This is a genomic window from Pseudomonas aeruginosa (assembly GCF_001457615.1).
GTDB classification, from domain to species: domain Bacteria; phylum Pseudomonadota; class Gammaproteobacteria; order Pseudomonadales; family Pseudomonadaceae; genus Pseudomonas; species Pseudomonas aeruginosa.
Genome location: NZ_LN831024.1, coordinates 6,227,244 through 6,247,874, shown reverse-complemented (window position 1 = coordinate 6,247,874; position 20,631 = coordinate 6,227,244). Strand labels below are relative to the sequence as shown.

At 66.3% G+C, this 20,631-nt stretch carries 20 protein-coding genes; 11 read left to right on the top strand and 9 right to left on the bottom strand.

Translation table 11 applies throughout. The annotated features are described in order from the left end of the window. Positions 1-14 precede the first annotated feature (14 nt). From AT700_RS28650 to zur, 6 genes are all read right to left on the bottom strand, one after another. A complete protein-coding gene (locus AT700_RS28650; protein ID WP_003097004.1) occupies positions 15-692 on the bottom strand; it encodes a methionine ABC transporter permease in 678 nt (225 codons plus the stop codon). Further along, on the bottom strand, positions 692-1,699 hold the full coding sequence (locus tag AT700_RS28645; RefSeq protein ID WP_003097002.1) for a methionine ABC transporter ATP-binding protein: 1,008 nt from the start codon (positions 1,697-1,699) through the stop codon (positions 692-694). Before AT700_RS28645 ends, AT700_RS28650 begins: the two co-directional genes overlap by 1 nt. A gap of 206 nt (positions 1,700-1,905) precedes the next feature. Further along, positions 1,906-2,694 (bottom strand): PA5502 family lipoprotein, encoded by a 789-nt coding sequence (locus AT700_RS28640; protein WP_003122325.1) that lies wholly within the window; start codon positions 2,692-2,694, stop codon positions 1,906-1,908. A gap of 41 nt (positions 2,695-2,735) precedes the next feature. Beyond that, positions 2,736-3,524 (bottom strand): zinc ABC transporter permease subunit ZnuB, encoded by a 789-nt coding sequence (gene znuB, locus AT700_RS28635; RefSeq protein WP_003161968.1) that lies wholly within the window; start codon positions 3,522-3,524, stop codon positions 2,736-2,738. Beyond that, positions 3,517-4,326 (bottom strand): zinc ABC transporter ATP-binding protein ZnuC, encoded by an 810-nt coding sequence (gene znuC / locus AT700_RS28630; protein ID WP_003099732.1) that lies wholly within the window; start codon positions 4,324-4,326, stop codon positions 3,517-3,519. Before znuC ends, znuB begins: the two co-directional genes overlap by 8 nt. Beyond that, positions 4,326-4,829, bottom strand: a complete 504-nt coding sequence (gene zur / locus AT700_RS28625; RefSeq protein WP_003096992.1) for a zinc uptake transcriptional repressor Zur — start codon at positions 4,827-4,829, stop codon at positions 4,326-4,328. The genes znuC and zur overlap by 1 nt, the downstream gene beginning before the upstream one ends. Positions 4,830-4,898: 69 nt before the next feature. Here zur and AT700_RS28620 point away from each other — a divergent pair, with 69 nt between their 5' ends. The 3 genes from AT700_RS28620 (at position 4,899) to AT700_RS28610 (ending at position 8,842) form a co-directional block, all read left to right on the top strand. Then, positions 4,899-5,822, top strand: coding sequence for a zinc ABC transporter substrate-binding protein (locus AT700_RS28620; RefSeq protein WP_003099734.1), 924 nt, complete (start codon positions 4,899-4,901; stop codon positions 5,820-5,822). Between the two features lie 109 nt (positions 5,823-5,931). Beyond that, the gene (locus AT700_RS28615) at positions 5,932-8,136 is read left to right on the top strand and encodes an adenosylcobalamin-dependent ribonucleoside-diphosphate reductase (protein WP_003146829.1); all 2,205 of its coding nucleotides are present in this window, start codon (positions 5,932-5,934) and stop codon (positions 8,134-8,136) included. Between the two features lie 16 nt (positions 8,137-8,152). Then, complete coding sequence (locus tag AT700_RS28610) at positions 8,153-8,842, top strand: hypothetical protein (RefSeq protein WP_003096987.1); 690 nt, start codon at positions 8,153-8,155, stop codon at positions 8,840-8,842. Between the two features lie 396 nt (positions 8,843-9,238). Here the strand turns inward: AT700_RS28610 and AT700_RS28605 are convergent, their stop codons facing one another. Together AT700_RS28605 and AT700_RS28600 are read right to left on the bottom strand one after the other, a co-directional pair. Next, entirely contained in the window at positions 9,239-10,189 is a 951-nt protein-coding gene (locus AT700_RS28605; protein WP_003102827.1) for a homoserine kinase, read from the bottom strand. A gap of 33 nt (positions 10,190-10,222) precedes the next feature. Continuing rightward, positions 10,223-10,513 (bottom strand): DUF2782 domain-containing protein, encoded by a 291-nt coding sequence (locus AT700_RS28600; RefSeq protein ID WP_003096984.1) that lies wholly within the window; start codon positions 10,511-10,513, stop codon positions 10,223-10,225. A gap of 77 nt (positions 10,514-10,590) precedes the next feature. Between AT700_RS28600 and polA the strand changes: the two genes are divergently transcribed. After that, complete coding sequence (polA, locus tag AT700_RS28595) at positions 10,591-13,332, top strand: DNA polymerase I (protein WP_003122330.1); 2,742 nt, start codon at positions 10,591-10,593, stop codon at positions 13,330-13,332. A 263-nt stretch (positions 13,333-13,595) separates the two neighbouring features. Here polA and yihA read toward each other — a convergent pair whose 3' ends face one another. After that, positions 13,596-14,243 carry a ribosome biogenesis GTP-binding protein YihA/YsxC gene (yihA, locus tag AT700_RS28590; RefSeq protein WP_003096980.1) on the bottom strand — a complete coding sequence of 216 codons (648 nt, stop codon included), beginning with the start codon at positions 14,241-14,243 and terminating at the stop codon, positions 13,596-13,598. Between the two features lie 183 nt (positions 14,244-14,426). On the opposite strand from yihA, the gene AT700_RS28585 reads away from it, so the two are divergent. From AT700_RS28585 to ampDh2, 7 genes are all read left to right on the top strand, one after another. Then, positions 14,427-14,720: a c-type cytochrome gene (locus tag AT700_RS28585; protein WP_003096979.1), complete on the top strand. Its 294-nt coding sequence runs from the start codon at positions 14,427-14,429 to the stop codon at positions 14,718-14,720. 45 nt (positions 14,721-14,765) lie between these two features. Beyond that, on the top strand, positions 14,766-15,371 hold the full coding sequence (locus tag AT700_RS28580) for a c-type cytochrome (protein WP_003102831.1): 606 nt from the start codon (positions 14,766-14,768) through the stop codon (positions 15,369-15,371). Between the two features lie 167 nt (positions 15,372-15,538). Continuing rightward, a complete protein-coding gene (gene dsbA, locus AT700_RS28575; RefSeq protein ID WP_003096976.1) occupies positions 15,539-16,174 on the top strand; it encodes a thiol:disulfide interchange protein DsbA in 636 nt (211 codons plus the stop codon). Positions 16,175-16,189: 15 nt separating this feature from the next. Then, positions 16,190-17,068 (top strand): endonuclease/exonuclease/phosphatase family protein, encoded by an 879-nt coding sequence (locus tag AT700_RS28570; protein WP_003096975.1) that lies wholly within the window; start codon positions 16,190-16,192, stop codon positions 17,066-17,068. Next, the gene (gene dgcP, locus AT700_RS28565) at positions 17,065-19,080 is read left to right on the top strand and encodes a diguanylate cyclase DgcP (protein WP_003114121.1); all 2,016 of its coding nucleotides are present in this window, start codon (positions 17,065-17,067) and stop codon (positions 19,078-19,080) included. Before AT700_RS28570 ends, dgcP begins: the two co-directional genes overlap by 4 nt. Before the next feature lie 117 nt (positions 19,081-19,197). Beyond that, positions 19,198-19,791 (top strand): MarC family protein, encoded by a 594-nt coding sequence (locus AT700_RS28560; RefSeq protein WP_048521748.1) that lies wholly within the window; start codon positions 19,198-19,200, stop codon positions 19,789-19,791. Between the two features lie 27 nt (positions 19,792-19,818). Beyond that, entirely contained in the window at positions 19,819-20,598 is a 780-nt protein-coding gene (gene ampDh2, locus AT700_RS28555; protein ID WP_003096970.1) for an N-acetylmuramoyl-L-alanine amidase AmpDh2, read from the top strand. Positions 20,599-20,631 lie beyond the last annotated feature (33 nt).

Below are 20,631 nucleotides of genomic sequence, written 5' to 3'. Positions count from 1 at the left end.
CTTGGCCGGCAAGCTTACTTGCGCGAGAAGTGCACCACCAGCTTGTCGCCCACGGTTTGCAGAATCTGGACGAGGATCAGCAGCATCACCACCGTGACCACCATCACGTCGGTCTGGAAGCGCTGATAGCCGAAGCGGATCGCCAGGTCGCCCAGCCCGCCGGCGCCGACCACTCCGGCCATCGCGGTGTACGAGACCAGGGTGATGGCGGTGACGGTGATGGCGGCGATGATGCCCGGCCGGGCTTCCGGCAGCAGGGCGTTCCAGATGATCTGCCGGGTGCTGGCGCCCATCGCCTGGGTTGCCTCGATGATGCCCTTGTCGACCTCGCGCAGCGCGGTTTCCACCAGGCGCGCGAAGAACGGCGTGGCGCCCACCACCAGCGGCGGGATGGCCCCGGCGACGCCCAGCGAGGTACCGGTGATCAGTACGGTCAGCGGGATCATCACGATCAGCAGGATGATGAACGGCAACGAACGGAGGATGTTCACCACTAGCGAGAGCAGGGTGTAGACCGCCTTCTGCTCGAACATCTGCCGTGGCCCGGTAAGGAACAGCAGGACGCCGAGGGGCAGGCCGAGGACCACTGTGAACAGCAGCGAACCGCCGAGCATCCAGAAGGTGTCGACGCTGGCCAGCCAGATTTCGTACCAGTCGATGTTGGCGAAGCTCATGGTTTCGAAGAAGTCCATCAGCGCAGTACCTCCACATGTACGTCAGCGGCGTTCAACTGGCTCATGGCGGCTTCCAGGTCACCGCCGACCAGGGCCAGGGTCAACTGGCCGTAGGGCGTGTCCTTGATGCGGTCGATGCGTCCGGAAAGGATGCTGTAGTCGACCCCGGTCTGCCGCGCCACGGTGCCCAGCAGCGGCGCATAGGTGGCTTCGCCGCGGAAGGTCAGGCGCAGGATGAGACCCGGCACGTGGGCGAAATCGTCGTGGCGCTCGTCCTCGTCGACTCGTTCGGCCTCGAACACGAAGCGGCGGGTGGTCGGGTGCTGCGGATGGAGGAAGACATCGGCGACATCGCCCTGCTCGACGATGGCGCCGCCGTCCATGACCGCGACCTGGTCGCAGACACGGCGGATCACGTCCATCTCGTGGGTGATGAGGACGATGGTCAGCTTCAGCTCGCGATTGATTTCCGCCAGCAGTTGCAGGACCGAGGCGGTGGTCTGCGGATCGAGGGCGCTGGTGGCCTCGTCGCAGAGCAGGATGCTCGGCCGGCAGGCCAGGGCGCGAGCGATGCCGACGCGCTGTTTCTGTCCGCCGGAGAGCTGGGCCGGATACTTGCGCGCGTGGTCGGACAGGCCGACCCGCGCGAGCAGCTCGGAGACCCGCGCATCGACTTCGGCACGGCTGAAGCCGCCGGCCAGGCGCAGGGGCATGGCGATGTTGTCGGCGACGGTCTTCGAGGACAGCAGGTTGAAGTGCTGGAAGATCATCCCGACGCGCTGGCGGAAACGGCGCAGGCCTTCGGCGTCGAGGGCGGTGACGTCTTCGCCCTCGACCAGGATGCGGCCGCCGCTGGGCTCCTCGAGGCGGTTGATCAGGCGCAGCAGGGTGCTCTTGCCGGCACCGGAATGGCCGATCAGGCCGAAAATCTGCCCGGCCTGGATGTTCAGGCGGGTCGGTTGCAAGGCGGGGATTTCCCGACCGGCAACTCGATAGGTCTTGTGGACGTCGTGGAATTCGATCACTGGGCGAACCTTGTGGGTGCGGCGATGCTGTTACGGCTGGAGCACGGGCTTGGCGGGAAGCATGGGCGGTCAGCTAAACCGAGCATTTTACCTTGCTTTCTTATGCATTATTAATATTTATTGGTGATGAAAAATCATTGAAATGGAATAAGCGTCTGGTGCGCTCCCGACAAGCGCTTTCTGCTGCGGCCGGGGCAGGACCGGTCTCAATTCCGGGGGGTAAGTATCAATCGGGTTGGCTTGTCGGCCTGTACGACATGGCTGAGATGCAGGTCGAAATCGGGTGAGAGCTTCTTCACCCGCGCCAGGAGCTGGTCGGAAACCAGCGGATAGTCGCTGTCCCGGCGCACTTCGATATGCACCCTGCAACGGTAGGCGACGACATCCGCGGCCACCGCGTCGAGCACCGCACCGAGGCCGCCCTGGCCGGTGCCGTCGAGCATCGGCAGGGGCACGGCGCTGCTGGCCGCTTGCGGATCGATCAGGTGGGGAGCGCCGGGTAGCGGCTTCAGCTCGCCGCCGGGCGGCGTCTGGATGATCTGCTGCATCTGCTGCTGGGCCGCCTGCTGCATGCGTCGGGCCTGCTCGGCGCGGGCGGGATCGACCTTGGCGCGGTTGATCGCACCGTCCAGCCCGGCGGTCAGCGCCGGCGCTTTGGGCATCAGTCCGCGGGCATGGCCGAGGGCGCTGGTGGCGGTGTTGAGGTCTCCTTGACGCAGCGCGGTTTCCCCGCGCTGCATGTAGGCCTCGGCCAACTGGCGGCGGAACGCTTCGACGCGCTCGTCGCCGGCGGCTGCGCTGCGCAGGGCCAGCCATTGTTGCTCGGCCTGTTCGAGCTTGCCGGCGGCCAGGGTCTGCTGCAGTTCGGCGTAGGGATCGGCGGGCTGCGCCTGGGGCGCGACCACCGGCGTCGGTTGCGACGACGCATTGCCCTGGCAGGCGCTGACCAGCAGCGCCGCCGCCAGGACGGACAGCAGGCGAAAGAAGGACGACATCATTCCTGCGGGTTCTCGTTTGGTCAAAAAATCGCCAGATTCTACACCGTGCGGCGGGGCAGGACAAAACTCAGCAGGAACAGGCCGGCGGCGCTGACCACGATCGAGGGGCCGGCGGGGGTATCCTTGAACCAGGACAGGGCCAGGCCGGCGCACACCGCGACCAGTCCCAGCAGGCTGGCGCCGACCGCCATCTGCTCGGGACTGCGGGCATGGCGCTGGGCGGCGGCGGCGGGAATGATCAGCAGCGAGGTGATCAGCAGTACGCCGACGATCTTCATCGCCACGGCGATGACGATGGCGATCAGCAACATCAGCGCCAGGCGGATCGCTCCGACCGGCAGGCCTTCCACCTTCGCCAGTTCCTCGTGCACGGTGATCGCCAGCAGCGGCCGCCAGAGGAAGCAGATCAGTGCCAGGACCAGCGCGCTGCCGGCGATTATCCACAGCAGGTCGCTGGCGCTTACCGCCAGCAGATCGCCGAACAGGTAAGCCATCAGGTCGACCCGCACTTCCCTCATGAAGCTCAGGGTGACCAGGCCCAGCGACAGGGTGCTGTGGGCGAGGATGCCCAGCAGGGTGTCGGCGGCCAGCGGCTGGCGCTGCTGCAGGGTCACCAGCAGCACTGCGAGCAGCACGCAGCCGACGGTCACAGCCAGGGTCGGGCTGACATCGAGGAGGAAACCCAGGGCTACCCCGAGCAGTGCGGCGTGGGACAGGGTATCGCCGAAATAGGCCATCCGCCGCCAGACCACGAAGGAGCCCAGGGGGCCAGCCACCAGGGCCAGGGCGAGGCCGGCGAGGAGGGCGTTGAGCAGGAAGTCAGCCATGGTTGCAGTCGGGGCCGTGCTTGTGGACAGGAGTGAAGCGGGTGCCTGGAGGCAAGGCGCCGGGACCGGCCTTGACCACCTCGCCGTGGAGGTCGTGGGCGTGGTCGTGATGGTGGTGGTAGATCGCCAGGCTGCGAGCGTCCTGGCCGAACAGCTCGACGAAGGCCGGGTCGCCGCTGACCTGCTCGGGGTGCCCTGAGCAGCAGACATGGCGGTTCAGGCAGACCACCTGGTCGGTGGCGCTCATCACCAGGTGCAGGTCGTGGGAGACCATCAGCACACCGCAGCCGTAGCGGTCGCGCAGTTTGCCGATGAGGCGGTAGAGTTCGGCCTGGCCGGCGACGTCGACGCCCTGCACCGGCTCGTCGAGCACCAGTAGCTCGGGCTTGCGCAGCAGAGCGCGGGCCAGCAGCACGCGTTGCAGTTCGCCACCGGAAATGCTTTGCAGCGGGCGCTCCAGCACGTGCGCCGCGCCGACCTCGCGCAACGCCGCCAGCGCCTGCTCGCGCCTGACCCCGGGTACCAGGCGGAGGAAGCGCAGTACGCTGAGCGGCAGGGTGGCGTCGACGTGGAGTTTCTGCGGCATGTAGCCGATGGTCAGCCGCGGCCGTCGCCAGACCTCGCCGACGTGCGGCTTGAGCAGGCCGAGCACGCTGCGTACCAGGGTGGTCTTGCCGGCGCCGTTGGGGCCGATCAGGGTGACGATCTGGCCGGGCTCGATGGCCAGGTCGACATCGCTCAGCACCGCCTGGCCGTTGAAGGACACGCCGACCTGGGTCAGCCGCACCAGCGCGTTGTCCATCAGGCGTCCTTCTGGTCCCGGCAGGTGCCGCAGAGGCCGACCACCTCGACGGTCTGGCTTTCAACGGCGAAGCCGACGCTGTTCGCTCCGGCGACGATGGCCCGGCTGATATCCGGCTGTTCCAGCTCGATCGCGGTGTGGCAGGTGCGGCAGATGAGGAACTGGCCCTGGTGGCTGTGCTCCGGGTTGTTGCAGCCGACGAACGCGTTGAGCGAGGCGATGCGGTGCACCAGGCCGTTCTCCTGGAGGAAGTCCAGCGCGCGGTAGACGGTCGGCGGCGCGGCGCGGCGGCCGTCGGTTTCGCTGAGCACCGCGAGGATATCGTAGGCCCCCAGCGGCTTGTGGCTCTGCCAGACCAGCTCCAGCACGCGCCGCCGCAATTCGGTCAGGCGTACGCCCTGGCGCGCGCACAGCGCATCGGCCTCGGCCAGCGCGGTGCTGACGCACTGGCTGTGGTCATGGGGCTGGCAGGCCAGCGGGGTCTTGGGCGCAATCTTGTACATGGGCTGCGACGCTCGAGGGTAGAGACGTTATTATATTACCCGCTAACCACCTTTCATGTGAGTGCCGCCGTGACCCTGCGTCCCTTTGCCCTGCTGTCCGCCTGCTTCGCCCTGTTCCTGCTGGCTTCGCCGGCGCGCGCCGAGGTCAGCGTGCTGACCAGCATCAAACCGCTGCAACTGGTCGCCGCGGCCATCCAGGACGGCGTCGGCCAGCCGGACGTACTGCTGCCGCCGGGCGCCTCGCCGCACCAGTACGCCCTGCGTCCTTCCGACGTACGGCGGCTGCGCGAGGTGCAATTGTTCTACTGGATCGGCCCGGACCTGGAGAACTTCCTGCCCAAGGTGCTCGCCGGCCGCCAGGGCGCCAGCGTCGCGGTGCAGGACCTGCCGGGCATGCACCTGCGCAAGTTCGTCAATTTCGAGGAAGAGGAGCATGCCGGGCACGACGAGCACGACCATGACCATCGTCCCGGCATGCTCGACGCCCACCTCTGGCTGTTGCCGGCCAACGCCCGCACCATCGCCGCGCGGATGGCCGAGGACCTGGCCCAGGTCGACCCGGCCAACGCCGGGCGCTACCGGGCCAACCTGAAGGCCTTCGAGGAGCGCCTCGGCGGGCTCGACGGCAAACTCCGCGAACGCCTGGGCAAGCTTGCCGGCAAGCCTTTCTTCGTCTTCCATGAAGCCTTCGACTATTTCGAGGAAGCCTACGGATTGCGCCATACCGGCGTGTTCGCGGTATCTGCGGAGGTCCAGCCGGGAGCACGCCATGTCGCCGCCATGCGCGCCCAGCTGAAGGCCGCCGGTCCGGCCTGCATCTTCAGCGAGCCGCCGCTTCGACCGCGGCTGGCCGACACCCTCAGCGAAGGCCTGCCGGTGCGCCTGGCCGAACTGGACGACCTGGGCGTGAACGTGAGCGTGGACGCCAACGGCTATGAGAATCTTCTGAACAACCTGGCAGGCGAATTTGCCGGCTGTCTGGAAAAGCTCTGAAAACCCGTGACTGATGGCCGCGCCCTCTTGCGCGCGGCGTCCCGATGACTAAGGTTGTCTGTTGCTGCCTGACACAAGATATTGATTCCCGTCAGGTACGGATAACTAGATGTTGCGTACGGTGGCCGGCTTCGGACGCCCCAACAACCATCGGGAGGTTAATCAGCGGATGGCCAAGACAGACGCACGCAGTCCCCGCACCGAACGCGGGACCATCGCCCTGCAGGACGCGTCGCAGGATATCTGGGACAAGAAGTACCGGCTCAAGAGCAAGGACGGTACGCCGGTGGATGCCAGCGTCGACGGTACCTGGCAACGCGTCGCCCGCGCCCTTGCCGATGTCGAGGAAAAGGCCTCCCGCGAACACTGGTACGGGCGCTTCCTCTGGGCCCTGCGCAACGGTGCCATCCCGGCCGGCCGGATCATCTCCAACGCCGGCGCCCTGGGGCACAAGCCGGCCACCTCGACCATCAACTGCACGGTGTCCGGGACCATCCAGGACTCCATGGACAACATCCTCGAGAAAGTCCACGAGGCCGGCCTGACGCTCAAGGCCGGCTGCGGCATCGGCTATGAGTTCAGCACCCTGCGCCCGCGCGGCGCCTACGTTTCCGGTGCCGGTGCCTACACCAGCGGGCCGCTGTCGTTCATGGACATCTACGACAAGATGTGCTTCACCGTCAGCTCCGCCGGCGGCCGCCGCGGCGCGCAGATGGGCACCTTCGATGTCAGCCACCCGGACGTCCGCGAATTCATCCGCGCCAAGCGCGAGGACGGGCGCTTGCGCCAGTTCAACCTGAGCCTGCTGATCACCGACCAGTTCATGCAGGCGGTGGAACAGGACGCCGACTGGCCGCTGGTATTCCCGGTGCACGTGAAGGAGCGCGACGAGATCGACCTCGACGACCCCAACGCGGTGGTCTGGCGCGAATGGCCGATCCAGGACGACTACGTCCAGCGCGCCGACGGGCTGGTCGCCTGCAAGGTCTACGGCCAGGTCCGCGCCCGCCACCTGTGGGACATGATCATGGTCTCCACCTACGACTATGCGGAGCCGGGCTTCATCCTCATCGACCGGGTCAACGAACTGAACAACAACTGGTGGTGCGAGGCGATCCGCGCCACCAACCCCTGCGGCGAGCAGCCTCTGCCGCCGTACGGCTCGTGTCTGCTCGGCTCGGTCAACCTCACCTGCTTCGTCGAGCAGCCATTTGGCGACGAGGCGCGCTTCGACTGGGACCGTTTCCGCGAAGTGGTGCGGGTGTTTACCCGGATGCTCGACAACGTGGTGGAAATCAACGGCCTGCCGCTGGAACAGCAACGCCAGGAAATCCTTGGCAAGCGCCGGCATGGCATGGGCTTCCTCGGCCTGGGCTCGACCCTGACCCTGCTCAAGCTGCGCTACGGCAGTCCCGAGGCCTGCGTATTCACCGAGGAAGTGGCGCGGGAAATGGCCTTGGTGGGCTGGGAAGTGGCCCTGGAGCTGGCCAGGGAGAAGGGCCCGGCGCCGATCCTGGCGCAGGACTACGAAGTCACCGCGGAAATGCTTCGCAAGCGTCCGGAAATGGCCGCCGATGGCTATAAGGCCGGCGACCGCATCCGCGGCAGCGTGCTTCACGCCAAGTATTCCCGCTACATGCAGCGGGTCGCCGAACATGCTCCGGAACTGATCGAGGCGTTGGCTGAAACCGGCGCGCGCTTCACCCACCACAGCTCCATCGCGCCGACCGGGACCATCAGCCTGAGCCTGGCCAACAATGCCTCCAACGGTATCGAGCCGAGCTTCGCCCACCATTATTCGCGCAACCTTATCCGCGAAGGCCGCAAGACCAAGGAAAAGGTCGAGGTCTACAGCTACGAGCTGCTGGCCTACCGGACCCTGGTCAACGCCCAGGCCCTGCCGGACAGCGACGACCCGGCGCGACGCCTGCCGGACTACTTCATCACCGCCGACAGCGTCACCCCGGCGCAGCACGTGGACATCCAGGCGGCGGCGCAGAAGTGGGTCGATTCGTCGATCTCCAAGACCGCCAACGTGCCCACCGACTACCCGTTCGAGGACTTCAAGGACATCTACCGCTACGCCTGGCACCAGGGACTCAAGGGCTGCACCACCTTCCGCTTCAATCCCGAGGCGTTCCAGGGCGTGCTGGTCAAGGAGTCCGACCTGGAGAAGACCCGCTACCGCTTCGAACTGGAGGACGGCAGCGTGGTGGAGTTCAAGGGCAACGAGCAGGTCGAGTACGACGGTGAGATCCATACCGCCGCCAACCTCTTCGACGCCTTGAAAGAAGGCTATTACGGCAAGTACTGAGGCCGGGGGAATCGATATGTCAGCAGTCAAGATCACGCAGAAGATCAAGGGCTTCAAGGTCGTCAACGAAGCCGAGGAGCAGGCCCTTGCCGCCGCCGCGGAAGCCGCGTCGGTGGTGCAGATGGACGAGACCCTGGAGCGCCCGGATACCCTGATCGGCGCCACCTACAAGATCAAGTCGCCGCTGTTCGAGCACGCGCTCTACGTGACCATCAACGACATGGTCCTCAATGCGGGCACGGCGCACGAGCAGCGGCGTCCCTTCGAGATCTTCATCAACTCGAAGAACATGGATCATTTCCAGTGGATCGTCGCACTTACCCGCATCATGTCCGCGGTTTTCCGCAAGGGCGGCGACTGTACCTTCCTTGTCGAGGAACTCAAGGCGGTATTCGACCCGCGCGGGGGCTACCTGAAGAAAGGCGGCATCTACATGCCTTCCATCGTCGCCGAGATCGGCGGCGTGCTGGAGCGCCACCTGACGGCCATCGGCCTGTTGCGTGGCCCTGAACTGGACGAGGAACAGCGTCTTTTCCTCGCGGAAAAACGCGCCGCCTACGAGGCCGCCCAGGGCACCAGCAAGGTCGAGCCGGGCGAAGGCTTCCCCGCCGGCGCGCAACTGTGCGGCAAGTGCAACAGCATGGCGGTGGTACAGATGGACGGCTGCGCCACCTGCCTCAACTGCGGACACTCGAAATGTGGGTGAGCCCGTTCAAAACGCATGCGTTTTGAAGGGCGAACGACCGGCCAGGATGGCCGGGCCGGGGGTGGGCTGAACGACGAGGCCTCGACAGGATGTCGGCTCGGCCTCACCCAAGACGCCGAACCGCATGCGTTTTGAAGGGCGAACGACCGGCCAGGATGGCCGGGCCGGGGTGGGCTGAACGACGAAGCCTCGACAGGATGTCGGCTCGGCTTCACCCCAGACGCCAAACCGCATGCGTTTTGAAGGGCGAACGACCGGCCAGGATGGCCGGGCCGGGGGTGGGCTGAACGACGAAGCCTCGACAGGATGTCGGCTCGGCCTCACTCCAAGACGCCGAACCGCATGGTTTTTGAAGGGCGAACGGCCGCAGGACGGCCGTGCTCCTGTGGTTCCTGCCTACAACGCAAACGGCAAATGAATCTCCACGTTCTGCCGTTGCGCCAGGCGCATCTCGAACTCCGCCGGATCATGGATCAGCACGTCCTGTCCGGCGAACGCCTCGGCGGCGATCAGTCGCGACAGCCAGAAGCGCACGCAGGCGACCCGCAGCATGCTCGGCCAGTGCTCGGCTTCCAGCGCGGTGAACGGCCGGCGGTTGGCGTAGGCGGCGAGCAGGGCGCGGGCGCGGGCCGGGTCCAGGCTGCCGTCGGTATTGGAGCACCAGTCGTTCAGGGTGATCGCCAGGTCGTAGAGCATCCAGCCGGAGCAGGCGTTGTAGAAGTCGATCAGGCCGGCCAGGTGCGGGCCGTCGAACAGCACGTTGTCGCGGAACAGGTCGGCATGCAGGTTGGCGCGCGGCAGCGCTGGACGCTCGGCATCCAGCGCGGCGATCTCCGCCAGGGCCGGGGCGAGCAGGGCGCGGGCCTGTTCCGGTAGTCGCGGGGCGAGGTTGGCACCTTGTTCCAGCATCCAGGGCAGGCCACGGTCGCTCGGGCGTTCGAGGATGCGCCCGCGGGTGGCGGCGTGAAGGTGGCCGAGCAGATCGCCCACTTCCTGGCAGTGGTGGGCGTTCGGCTGCCGCTCGTGGCGGCCGGCCAGGCGCGGTTGCAGCAGCGCCGGCTTGCCTTCGAGACGGCGCAGGGCCTCGCCGTCGCGGGTGCGCAGGGCGTAGGGCACCGGCAGGCCGTCCTCGTGGAGCACGTCGAGCAGTTCGATGAAGAACGGCAGGTCCTGCACCGGGCCGCGCTCGACCAGGGTCAGGACGAACTCGCCGTGTTCCAGGCTGACGAAGAAGTTGCTGTTCTCGGAGCCTTCGGCGATGCCACGGAAATCCCGCAGGCGGCCCAGGTCGTAGGGGGCGAGGAAGGCTTCCAGGGTCGAGCGTTCGAGTGGGGTGAACACCGACATGTCAGCGCGGCCTCGCCAGGTTGGAAATGCACATCACCAGCTGAAGATCTCCCATTGTGGAATCAGCTTGTCCGGCTGGTCGGAGCGAATGAAGTTGCCATCGCTGCCGTCGGCGCGGACCAGGAAATAGGGTTTGCCATGCTTGGGAACCACCTTGATGGCGTAGAGGAAGCCATTCACGCGGTATTCCTGGATGGTCTTGTCGCCCTCCTGGCGGATGGTTACGTCGGGCTCGCCGGAGGGCGCGTCGTCGTCCGCCGCCATCGCGACGAGCGGGGCGAACGCCAGCAGTCCGGCGAGCATCAAGCGGTTCAGCGTACGCATGGTAACCTTGCTCCTTTATCGAATCGTCCAGGGTTCATTCTACACGCCCTGGTCTCCGGAAAAGGTTGATTCCCCTCATGAGCCAAGCGCCCCTCGTCCTGGTGGACGGTTCCTCGTACCTGTACCGCGCCTTCCATGCCCTGCCGCCGCTGACCACCTCGACCGGCAAGCCCACCGGTGCGGTGAAGGGCGTGCTGAACATGCTCCTGAGCCTGCGCAAGCAGTACCCGGACAGCCCGTTCGCGGTGGTCTTCGACGCCAAGGGCCCGACCTTCCGCGACGAGCTGTTCGCCGAGTACAAGGCCAACCGGCCGTCGATGCCCGACGACCTGCGGGTCCAGGTCGAGCCGCTGCATGCCAGCGTCCGCGCCCTCGGCCTGCCGCTGCTGTGCGTGGAGGGGGTCGAGGCCGACGACGTGATCGGCACCCTGGCGCGCAGCAGCGCCGCGGCTGACCGCCCGGTGGTGATTTCCACCGGCGACAAGGACATGGCGCAACTGGTCGACGGGCACATTACGCTGGTCAACACCATGACCGGTAGCCGCCTCGACGTGGATGGCGTGAAAGAGAAATTCGGCGTCGGTCCTGAGCTGATCATCGATTTCCTCGCCCTGATGGGCGACAAGGTCGACAACATCCCCGGCGTTCCGGGTGTCGGCGAGAAAACCGCGCTGGGCCTGCTGACCGGTGTCGGTGGCGGCCTGGAGGTGCTCTACGCCAGCCTGGACAAGGTGCCCGAGCTACCGATCCGCGGCGCCAAGGGCTTGCCGGCGAAGCTCGAGGAAAATCGCGAGCAGGCGTTCCTGTCCTATCAACTGGCGACCATCAAGACCGACGTCGAACTGGACGTGGAGATCGACAAGCTGTATCCCGGCGAGCCGCAGCGCGAAGCGCTGATCGCCCTGTACCGCGAGCTGGAGTTCAAGAACTGGCTGGACGACCTCCTGCGCGAGGCCAAGGAGGCCGGCGAGAACGGCGAGGCGGAAACGCCTATCCAGGCCGAGGTCGACTACGACGTGGTGCTCGACCAGGCCGGATTCGACGCCTGGCTGAAGAAGCTGGAGGAGGCCGAGCTGATCGCCTTCGATACCGAGACCACCAGCATCGACGCCCAGCAGGCGCAGGTGGTGGGGGTGTCCTTCGCCGTGAAGGAGGGCGAGGCCGCCTACGTGCCGCTGGCCCACAGCTACATGGGCGTTCCGGAGCAACTGGATCGTGACGCGGTGCTGCGTGCGTTGAAACCGCTGCTGGAGGATCCGAAGAAGCTCAAGGTCGGCCAGCATGCCAAGTACGACATCAATGTCCTGGCCAATGCCAGCACCCCCATCGCGCTGCGGGGCGTAGCCTACGACACCATGCTCGAGTCCTATGTGCTGGACTCCACCGCCACTCGCCACGACATGGACAGCCTGGCCCTGAAGTACCTCGGCCACAGCACCATCCGTTTCGAGGACATCGCCGGCAAGGGCGCCAAGCAACTGACCTTCGACCAGATCGCCATCGAACAGGCCGGGCCCTATGCGGCGGAGGACGCCGACGTGACCCTGCGCCTGCACCAGGCCCTGTGGCAGAAGCTGGAGGCGATCCCGTCCCTGGCCAGGGTCCTGACCGACATCGAGATGCCGCTGGTACCGGTGCTGGCGCGGATCGAGCGCAACGGCGCGCTGGTCGACGCCAACCTGCTGGGCATCCAGAGCCGCGAACTGGGCGAGAAGATGGTCGCCCTGGAGCGCCAGGCATACGACCTGGCAGGGCAGGAATTCAACCTCGGCTCGCCCAAGCAGCTCGGCGCGATCCTCTACGACAAGCTCGGCCTGCCGGTTCTGAGCAAGACCGCGACCGGCCAGCCGTCCACCGCCGAGGCAGTGCTCGCCGAACTGGCCGAGCAGGACTTCGAGCTGCCCAAGGTGATCATGCAGTACCGCTCCATGAGCAAGCTCAAGAGCACCTACACCGACCGCCTGCCCGAGCAGATCAACCCGCGTACCGGACGCATCCATACCTCATACCACCAGGCGGTGGCGGCTACCGGGCGGCTGTCGTCGAGCGACCCGAACCTGCAGAACATCCCGATCCGTACCGCGGAGGGCCGGCGCATCCGCCAGGCGTTCGTCGCGCCGCAGGGCTACAAGCTATTGGCCGCGGACTACTCGCAGATCGAGCTGCGGATCATGGCCCACCTGGCCAAGGACGATGGCCTGCTGGATGCCTTCCGCCACGACCTGGACGTACACCGCGCCACCGCGGCGGAAGTCTTCGGCGTGCCGCTGGAAGACGTCAGCGGCGACCAGCGACGCAGCGCCAAGGCGATCAACTTCGGATTGATCTACGGCATGAGCGCCTTCGGCCTGGCCAAGCAGATCGGCGTCGAGCGCAAGGAGGCCCAGGCCTACATCGACCGTTACTTCGCCCGCTACCCCGGCGTCCTGGCGTACATGGAACGGACCCGCGCCCAGGCCGCGGAGCAGGGCTTCGTCGAAACCCTGTTCGGCCGTCGCCTGTACCTGCCGGAGATCCATTCGAAGAACGGCGCCATGCGCAAGGCCGCCGAGCGCACCGCGATCAACGCGCCGATGCAGGGCACGGCGGCGGACATCATGAAGCGCGCCATGGTCGCTGTGGATAACTGGCTGCAGGAAAGCGGCCTCGATGCCCGGGTGATCCTCCAGGTGCACGACGAACTGGTGCTGGAAGTGCGCGAGGACCTGGTCGAGCAGGTGCGCGAGGGAATCCGCCCGCTGATGAGCGGAGCGGCGACCCTGGACGTACCGCTGGTGGTCGAGGCGGGTGTCGGTTCGAACTGGGACGAAGCCCACTGATGAACGGTTGCGAGGCCCGTGTGGCGGGCCTTGCGAGCAGGTCCGGAGTGCCCGGTGAGGGTGCCGTGGAAAAGTTTTTCGCGGTGCGCTGAACTTTCCCGTTTTGCCGACAGTCAGAACACACGAATGGCTTCTTGAGCCCTTCGATGCTCCTTTGCAGTGTTTAGTGTTGGCAGATTCCTGGACCCCGCCCTAGCGGTCCGGACTTGAACCCCGAACTTCCCCCTCCCCATACGAAGCTCGGGGTTTTTTTTGCCTGGAATTCAGGCTTCCTCGAACGCCTCTTGTTCCTCGTCCAGCAGGCCCAGCCATTGCGCCAGGACCATTTGCGCCTCGTCGACGCCCTGGCGCTTGGGCGCGGAGAACAGTTGCAGGGTGGCGACGTCGCCCCAGCCTTGCTGGACTTCCCGGCGTACCTTGAGCAGGGCGTTCTTGGCCGCGCCGAAGGCCAGCTTATCGGCCTTGGTCATCAGTACATGGATCGGTAGCTGGCTGGCCTGGGCCCAATCCAGCATCAGTCGGTCGAAGTCGGTGAGCGGGTGGCGGATGTCCATCATCAGGAACACCCCGGCCAGGCTTGCGCGGCTGCTCAGGTAGGCTTCCAGGTGGCGCTGCCAGTGCTGCTTCAGGGGGATCGGCACCTTCGCGTAGCCGTAGCCGGGCAGGTCCACCAGGCGCCGCGAGTCGTCCAGGGCGAAGAAATTGAGCAGTTGGGTACGTCCCGGGGTTTTCGAGGTGCGCGCCAGGTTGGCGTGGGTGAGGGTGTTCAGCGCGCTCGACTTGCCGGCATTGGAGCGCCCGGCGAAAGCGACTTCCAAGCCTTCGTCGGGGGGGCACTGGTCGACCTGGGCGGCACTGATGAGAAAGCTGGCCTTCTGGCACAGGCCGACGATGGGGTTCTTCTCTGACATGGGTTATCCACAGGGGTGCGACTCGGTGTCGCGGGGGGCTGTTTCGTTTCCGTTTCGGTATCGGAAGTATATAATGCCGCGGATTTTGTGTGCGCTTTATCCCCCAGGGTCGAGCGCGCGCGGGAACGGACAGAGCATTTTCCGCGCGGTAGAACGCGGGCGTTCCCCCTGATGAGGACGATCATGAAGAAACTGCTGCTCGCAGCGACAGTCGTTGCGGTGGCCGTTACGGCGCAGGCGGCGCAGGACCCGGAAGCAGTGTTCAACCGGACCTGTGGCGCGTGTCACGACGGCCAGCTGCCGATGGCGCCGAAAAAGGGCGACCATGCCGCCTGGGAGCCGCGGCTGGCCAAGGGCATGCCGACCCTGGTCCAGCATGTGACCAACGGATTCAACGCCATGCCGCCCCGCGGCCTGTGCACCGACTGCAGTGCCGAAGACTACCAGGCAACCATCCAGTGGATGGTGAAGAAGTAGCCGAAGCCCACTATCTTTCACCCTTAGCCGTAATTGGATTAGCTGATGAACAAACTTCTCGTGAGTCTGCTGTTGACCCTGGGTCTGACCGGCCTTGCCCATGCCGCTGGCGATGCCGCCGCGGGCCAGGCGAAAGCCGCGGTGTGCGGCGCCTGTCACGGTGCGGATGGCAACAGCCCGGCGCCGAACTTCCCGAAACTGGCCGGCCAGGGCGAGCGTTACCTGCTCAAGCAGATGCATGACATCAAGGACGGCAAGCGTACCGTGCTGGAAATGACCGGGCTGCTGACCAACCTCAGCGACCAGGACCTGGCCGACATCGCCGCCTACTTCGCCAGCCAGAAGATGAGCGTCGGCATGGCCGATCCGAACCTGGTGGCCCAGGGCGAAGCGCTGTTCCGCGGCGGCAAGATCGCCGAAGGCATGCCGGCCTGCACCGGTTGCCATTCCCCGAGCGGCGTCGGCATCGCAACCGCCGGTTTCCCGCACCTGGGCGGCCAGCACGCGACCTACGTGGCCAAGCAGCTGACCGACTTCCGCGAAGGTACCCGCACCAACGACGGCGACACCAAGATCATGCAGTCCATCGCCGCCAAGCTGTCGAACAAGGACATCGCCGCGATTTCCAGCTACATCCAGGGTCTGCACTGATCGCTGCGTAGCACGGCAAAAAAGATGTATGAAAAAGGGTGGCCTCGGCTGCCCTTTTTTGCGTCCGCCATCGCTACAATGCTGGAACCCGTGACCGCTCCCCCCGGTCGAACTGACCGGGCCGAACCCGGCCGGAGAGCGGCACTGACCTCGCCTAGGAGTGAACGATGCGTAACCTGATTCTCACCGCCATGCTGGCCATGGCCAGCCTGTTCGGCATGGCCGCCCAGGCCGACGACTATACCGCCGGCAAGGAATACGTCGAGCTGAGCAGCCCGGTGCCGGTGTCCCAGCCGGGCAAGATCGAAGTGGTGGAACTGTTCTGGTATGGCTGCCCGCATTGCTACGCGTTCGAGCCGACCATCGTGCCGTGGAGCGAGAAGCTGCCGGCAGATGTCCATTTCGTGCGCCTGCCTGCCCTGTTCGGCGGTATCTGGAACGTCCATGGGCAGATGTTCCTGACCCTGGAAAGCATGGGCGTCGAGCATGACGTACACAACGCCGTGTTCGAGGCGATCCACAAGGAGCACAAGAAGCTCGCCACTCCGGAAGAAATGGCCGATTTCCTCGCCGGCAAGGGCGTGGACAAGGAAAAATTCCTGAGCACCTATAATTCCTTTGCCATCAAGGGCCAGATGGAAAAGGCCAAGAAGCTGGCGATGGCCTACCAGGTCACCGGCGTACCGACCATGGTGGTCAATGGCAAATACCGCTTCGACATCGGCTCCGCCGGTGGTCCGGAGGAAACCCTCAAGCTGGCCGACTACCTGATCGAGAAAGAGCGCGCAGCGGCCAAGAAGTAGGCAAGGTGATTCGGCATGTTGCGCCGCTGGCAGCGTGAACCTCGGGTCGCAGGCAGCTGCGACCCGCGAGTGAACCCCTCCTGTGACGATTCGCGGGAGCTGCCCGACGACGGCCGCCTGCGCCTTCTCAGCTTCAACATCCAGGTCGGTATCAGCACCGAGCGCTACCGCCACTACCTGACCCGCGGTTGGCAGCACCTGCTGCCCCACGCGGGGCGGGCGACCAACCTGAAGCGGATCGGCGAACTGCTCGCCGACTACGACCTCGTCGCCCTCCAGGAAGCCGACGGCGGCAGCCTGCGTTCCGGCTACGTCAATCAGGTCGAGCACTTGGCCCAGTTGGGGGCGTTCCCCTACTGGTACCAGCAGCTCAACCGCAACCTCGGGCGTATCGCCCAGCACAGCAACGGCCTGCTCAGCCGCTGGCGGCCGACCCTGCTGGAAGATCATCCGTTGCCCGGTCCGCCGGGACGCGGCGCGATCTTCGTGCGCTTTGGCGAAGGCGCCGACGCGCTGGTGGTAGTGATGATGCATCTCGCTCTCGGCGCTCGCACCCGCACCCGCCAGCTCGCCTATATCCGCGAGCTGATCGGCGACTACCGCCACCAGGTGCTGATGGGCGACATGAACACCCACGCCGTCGATCTTCTGGAAAACTCGCCCCTGCGCGACCTCGGCCTGATGGCGCCGCAGGTCGAGGCGACGTTTCCCAGTTGGCGGCCGCAGCGCAATCTCGATCACATCCTGCTCAGTTCCGATCTCGCTCTCGAGCGGGTCGACGTGCTCGACCAGCCGATCTCCGACCATCTGCCGGTATCGGTGGAGATTCGCCTGCCGGACAACCTGCGCGACAAGGCCTTGGTCGTGCGCGGGGATGCCGGGAGTCCGCCATGAGTCGCGACGACGTCCAGCGCTGGAAAGACAAGTACCTGGAGAACATCGAGCAGCAGGAGCGCCTGCAACGGCGCTGGGATGCCCGGATCGACCTGCTGCGTCGCGGCCTGGTGCGTAGCAGTCTGGCGGCCGAAGGCAGCGACAAGGCGGTCGACCAGTGCATGAAGGAGCTGCGCGAGATCCTCCGTCGCGACGACATGGACGCCGGCCTGTCGGGCCTGATTCCGCGCCTGGAAAAGGCCGTGCTCGACTCCGAACAGCGCCGCCAGCAACGCACCCAGCAGAACATCGATGCTCTCGGCGAACTGGCCCAGCAGTTGCTGGCCCTGGACCTGCCGCGGGAACTGCGCAAGCCGCTGAAGCAGTTCGCCCGCGATATCGAGGAGCGCGCCCGGCAGTCGCGCGAGATTCCGATCCTGCTCAGCGAGCTGAGCAGGCTGCAACGCCAGGCGCTGGCCGAGCGCAAGGGCGGCGATGCCGAAGACGGTCGCCCGAGCCTGTTGCAACGCCTGTTCGGCGGCAAGGAGTCGGAAACCACCGCGGAGCCGAGCGCATCGGTGCCGTCCGTTGTGGCGGCAAGCAATACACCGATCCAACCGGCGGCGGCCGCGCCGTCCCTGCCGGTCGCCGAGCACGACGAGGCGCCAGGCGGTCCGCCGCAGCCGTTGCCCGCCCGCACGGTCGCCGCCATCGAAAGCGCGCCAGCGGGTTGGGTCGGGGTCGCCGAGCGTGGCGAGCCGAACCAGATCCTGCTGGATGAGCCCCGGGAAATCTGGCTCGACAGCCTGCCGCTACCGGCCGGCCTGAGCTTTAGCGAGACGCTGGAAGAAGCGGGTGCGGAGCCGTCGCCCGCAATGCCGGCGGACGTTGAAAGCGCGCCCGAAGCTCCGGCCACTCCTGTGGATAACCTCGACGGGCAGGCGGTAGACGAGGCCTACGAACTGCCGCCGCCGATACCGGAGCCCGGCTACAGCGCGGTGGCGCCGCACATCGAGGCCAGCCTGCTGCGGCTGCTCGACGGCCTGTCCCTGCCGAGCAGCCACCAGCCCCAGGCCGAGGCGCTGCGGGAGCGGATCGATGGCAGCCTGAACTGGTATGAGCTGGTGCCGGTACTCGACGACCTGGCGGTGCTGGTGCTGTCCCTGGCGGACAGTGGCCAGCGCGACTTCGAGGAATACCTGCGGCAACTCAACGAGCGCCTGGAAAGCTTCCTCGGCCACCTGGGCGACGCCCACGCCGGCTATACCGACGTGCTGGACAACGCGCGCGGCTTCGACCAATCGCTGCGTGAGCAGGTCAGTGGCCTGCAGGCCAGCGTGCAGCAGGCGACCGACCTGAACAGCCTCAAGCTGGCGGTGGACAGCCGGCTGAACGGCCTGCTTGCCTCCATGGACGAACACCAGCGCGAACAGGCCGAGCACGAACAGGAGGTGTCCGGCCGCCTGCAGGCGCTGATGGAGCGGGTCAACAGCATGGAGCAGGATGCCAAGGCGTTCCACAGCCACCTGGAGGACCAGCGACAGAAAGCCCTGACCGATCCGCTGACCGGCCTGCCCAACCGCGCGGCGCTCAGCGAGCGCCTGGAACAGGAAGTGGCGCGCCGGCACCGGGACGGCGGCGATCTGCTGCTGGCGGTGCTGGACATCGACCACTTCAAGCGGATCAACGACGACTTCGGCCACCTGGCCGGGGACAAGGTGCTGAAGATCATTGCCGGCGAATTGCGCAAACGGTTGCGCCAGGCCGATTTCATCGCCCGTTTCGGCGGCGAGGAGTTCGTCGTCCTGCTCCCGGCCACGTCCCTGGAAGCCGGCCGGCAACTGCTCGAACGGCTGCGCGCGGCGATCGCCGCCTGTCCGTTCCATTTCAAGGGCGAGCCCCTGAGCATCACCTGTTCCGCCGGCATCACCGCGTTCGAAGGCAACGAGGCCGGCGAAGCGGTTTTCGAGCGTGCCGACCAGGCGCTGTATCGAGCCAAGCGCGCCGGCCGGGACCGCCTGGAAGTGGCCTGAAGGGCGACCAGCGCACATTCCGACGACTCGGGACGGGCTCGCCTGCAGGTGTTGCCGCGGCTCGCTAGAATGGTCCCGCCCGGTAGAATGACCGGCTGTCCCGCTCTGGAAACTCCCATGGATATGTTCGGCGTCGCCGTCCTGATCTTTCTGGTCACCGACCCCTTCGGCAACATCGCCGTGTTCCTCGCCGCGCTGAAAGGCGTCGCACTTGGGCGCCGCCTGCGCGTGGCGTTTCGCGAGCTGGCCTTCGCCCTGGGCCTGCTGCTGCTCTTCCTCACCCTCGGCGAGCACATCCTCAGCGGCCTCGGCCTGTCCCGCGAGGCGACCGGGATCGCGGGTGGCATCATCCTGTTCGTGATCGCCATGCGCCTGATCTTCCCGTCGCCCCAAGGGCTGCTCGGCGAAGTGCCCGACGGCGAGCCGCTGCTGGTACCCCTGGCCACCCCGGCGGTGGCCGGGCCCTCGGCGCTGGCGATGCTGATCACCCTGCGCACCACCTTCGACGGTCCGCTGTGGGAGCTTTACCTGGCGGTGGTGCTGGCCTGGGCCGCTACTGCGCTGATCCTGCTGCAGGCGGCGTTCCTCCAGCGTTTCCTCGGCCCGCGCGGGCTGACCGCCATCGAGCGGCTGGCCGGCATGCTGCTGATCATGCTCAGCGTCGATATGCTGTTGGACAACCTGCGCAGCGTGTTGCACATCGCCGCCTGACCACGCTGCCTATCTTTCGGAGTCATCATGCGTTCGTTCGTTCTACTGGCTTTCACCCTGTCGCTGCTGGCCGGCTGCTCCAGCGGCCCGCGCCTGAACACCGACTACACCTCGGCGAACCAGGACAGCCGCGTCCAGTTCATCGTCCTCCACTACACCTCCACCGATCTGCCGCATTCGCTGGGCATCCTCACCCACGGCGGCGTCAGCGCGCACTACCTGATCGGCGACGACGAGCCGGCCACCGTCTACCGCCTGGTGGATGAGAACCGCCGCGCCTGGCACGCCGGGGTCAGTGAATGGCAGGGCCGGACCTGGCTGAACGCCACCTCGATCGGCATCGAGATCGTCAACCAGGGCTATCGCGATACACCCCAGGGGCGGGTCTGGTATCCGTTCAGCGAAGCGCAGATCCAGGCGCTGATCCCCCTGCTGAAGGACATCGCCAAGCGCCACGGCATCACCCCGGACCGGATCATCGGACACAGCGATATCGCGCCGGGCCGCAAGGTCGATCCGGGTCCGCTGTTCCCCTGGAAGCGCCTCGCCGACGCCGGCCTGGTGCCCTGGCCGAAGCCCGGCGAATTGGCGCGCCGGCTCGCCGAACTGAACGGCCAGCTGCCGGATGTGCGCTGGTTCCAGCAGCAGTTGGCGCGGCACGGTTACCTGGTGCCGCAGACCGGCGAGCTGGAGAAGGACACCCGCGACGTCATCGGCGCTTTCCAGATGAAATACCGTCCGGCCCGCTTCGATGGCGAGCCGGACCTGGAAACCGCCGCCCTGCTGCTGGCGGTGCCGACTTCCTGAGGCCTGTGGAAAAGCCTGCCGGGAGCGGCCCCG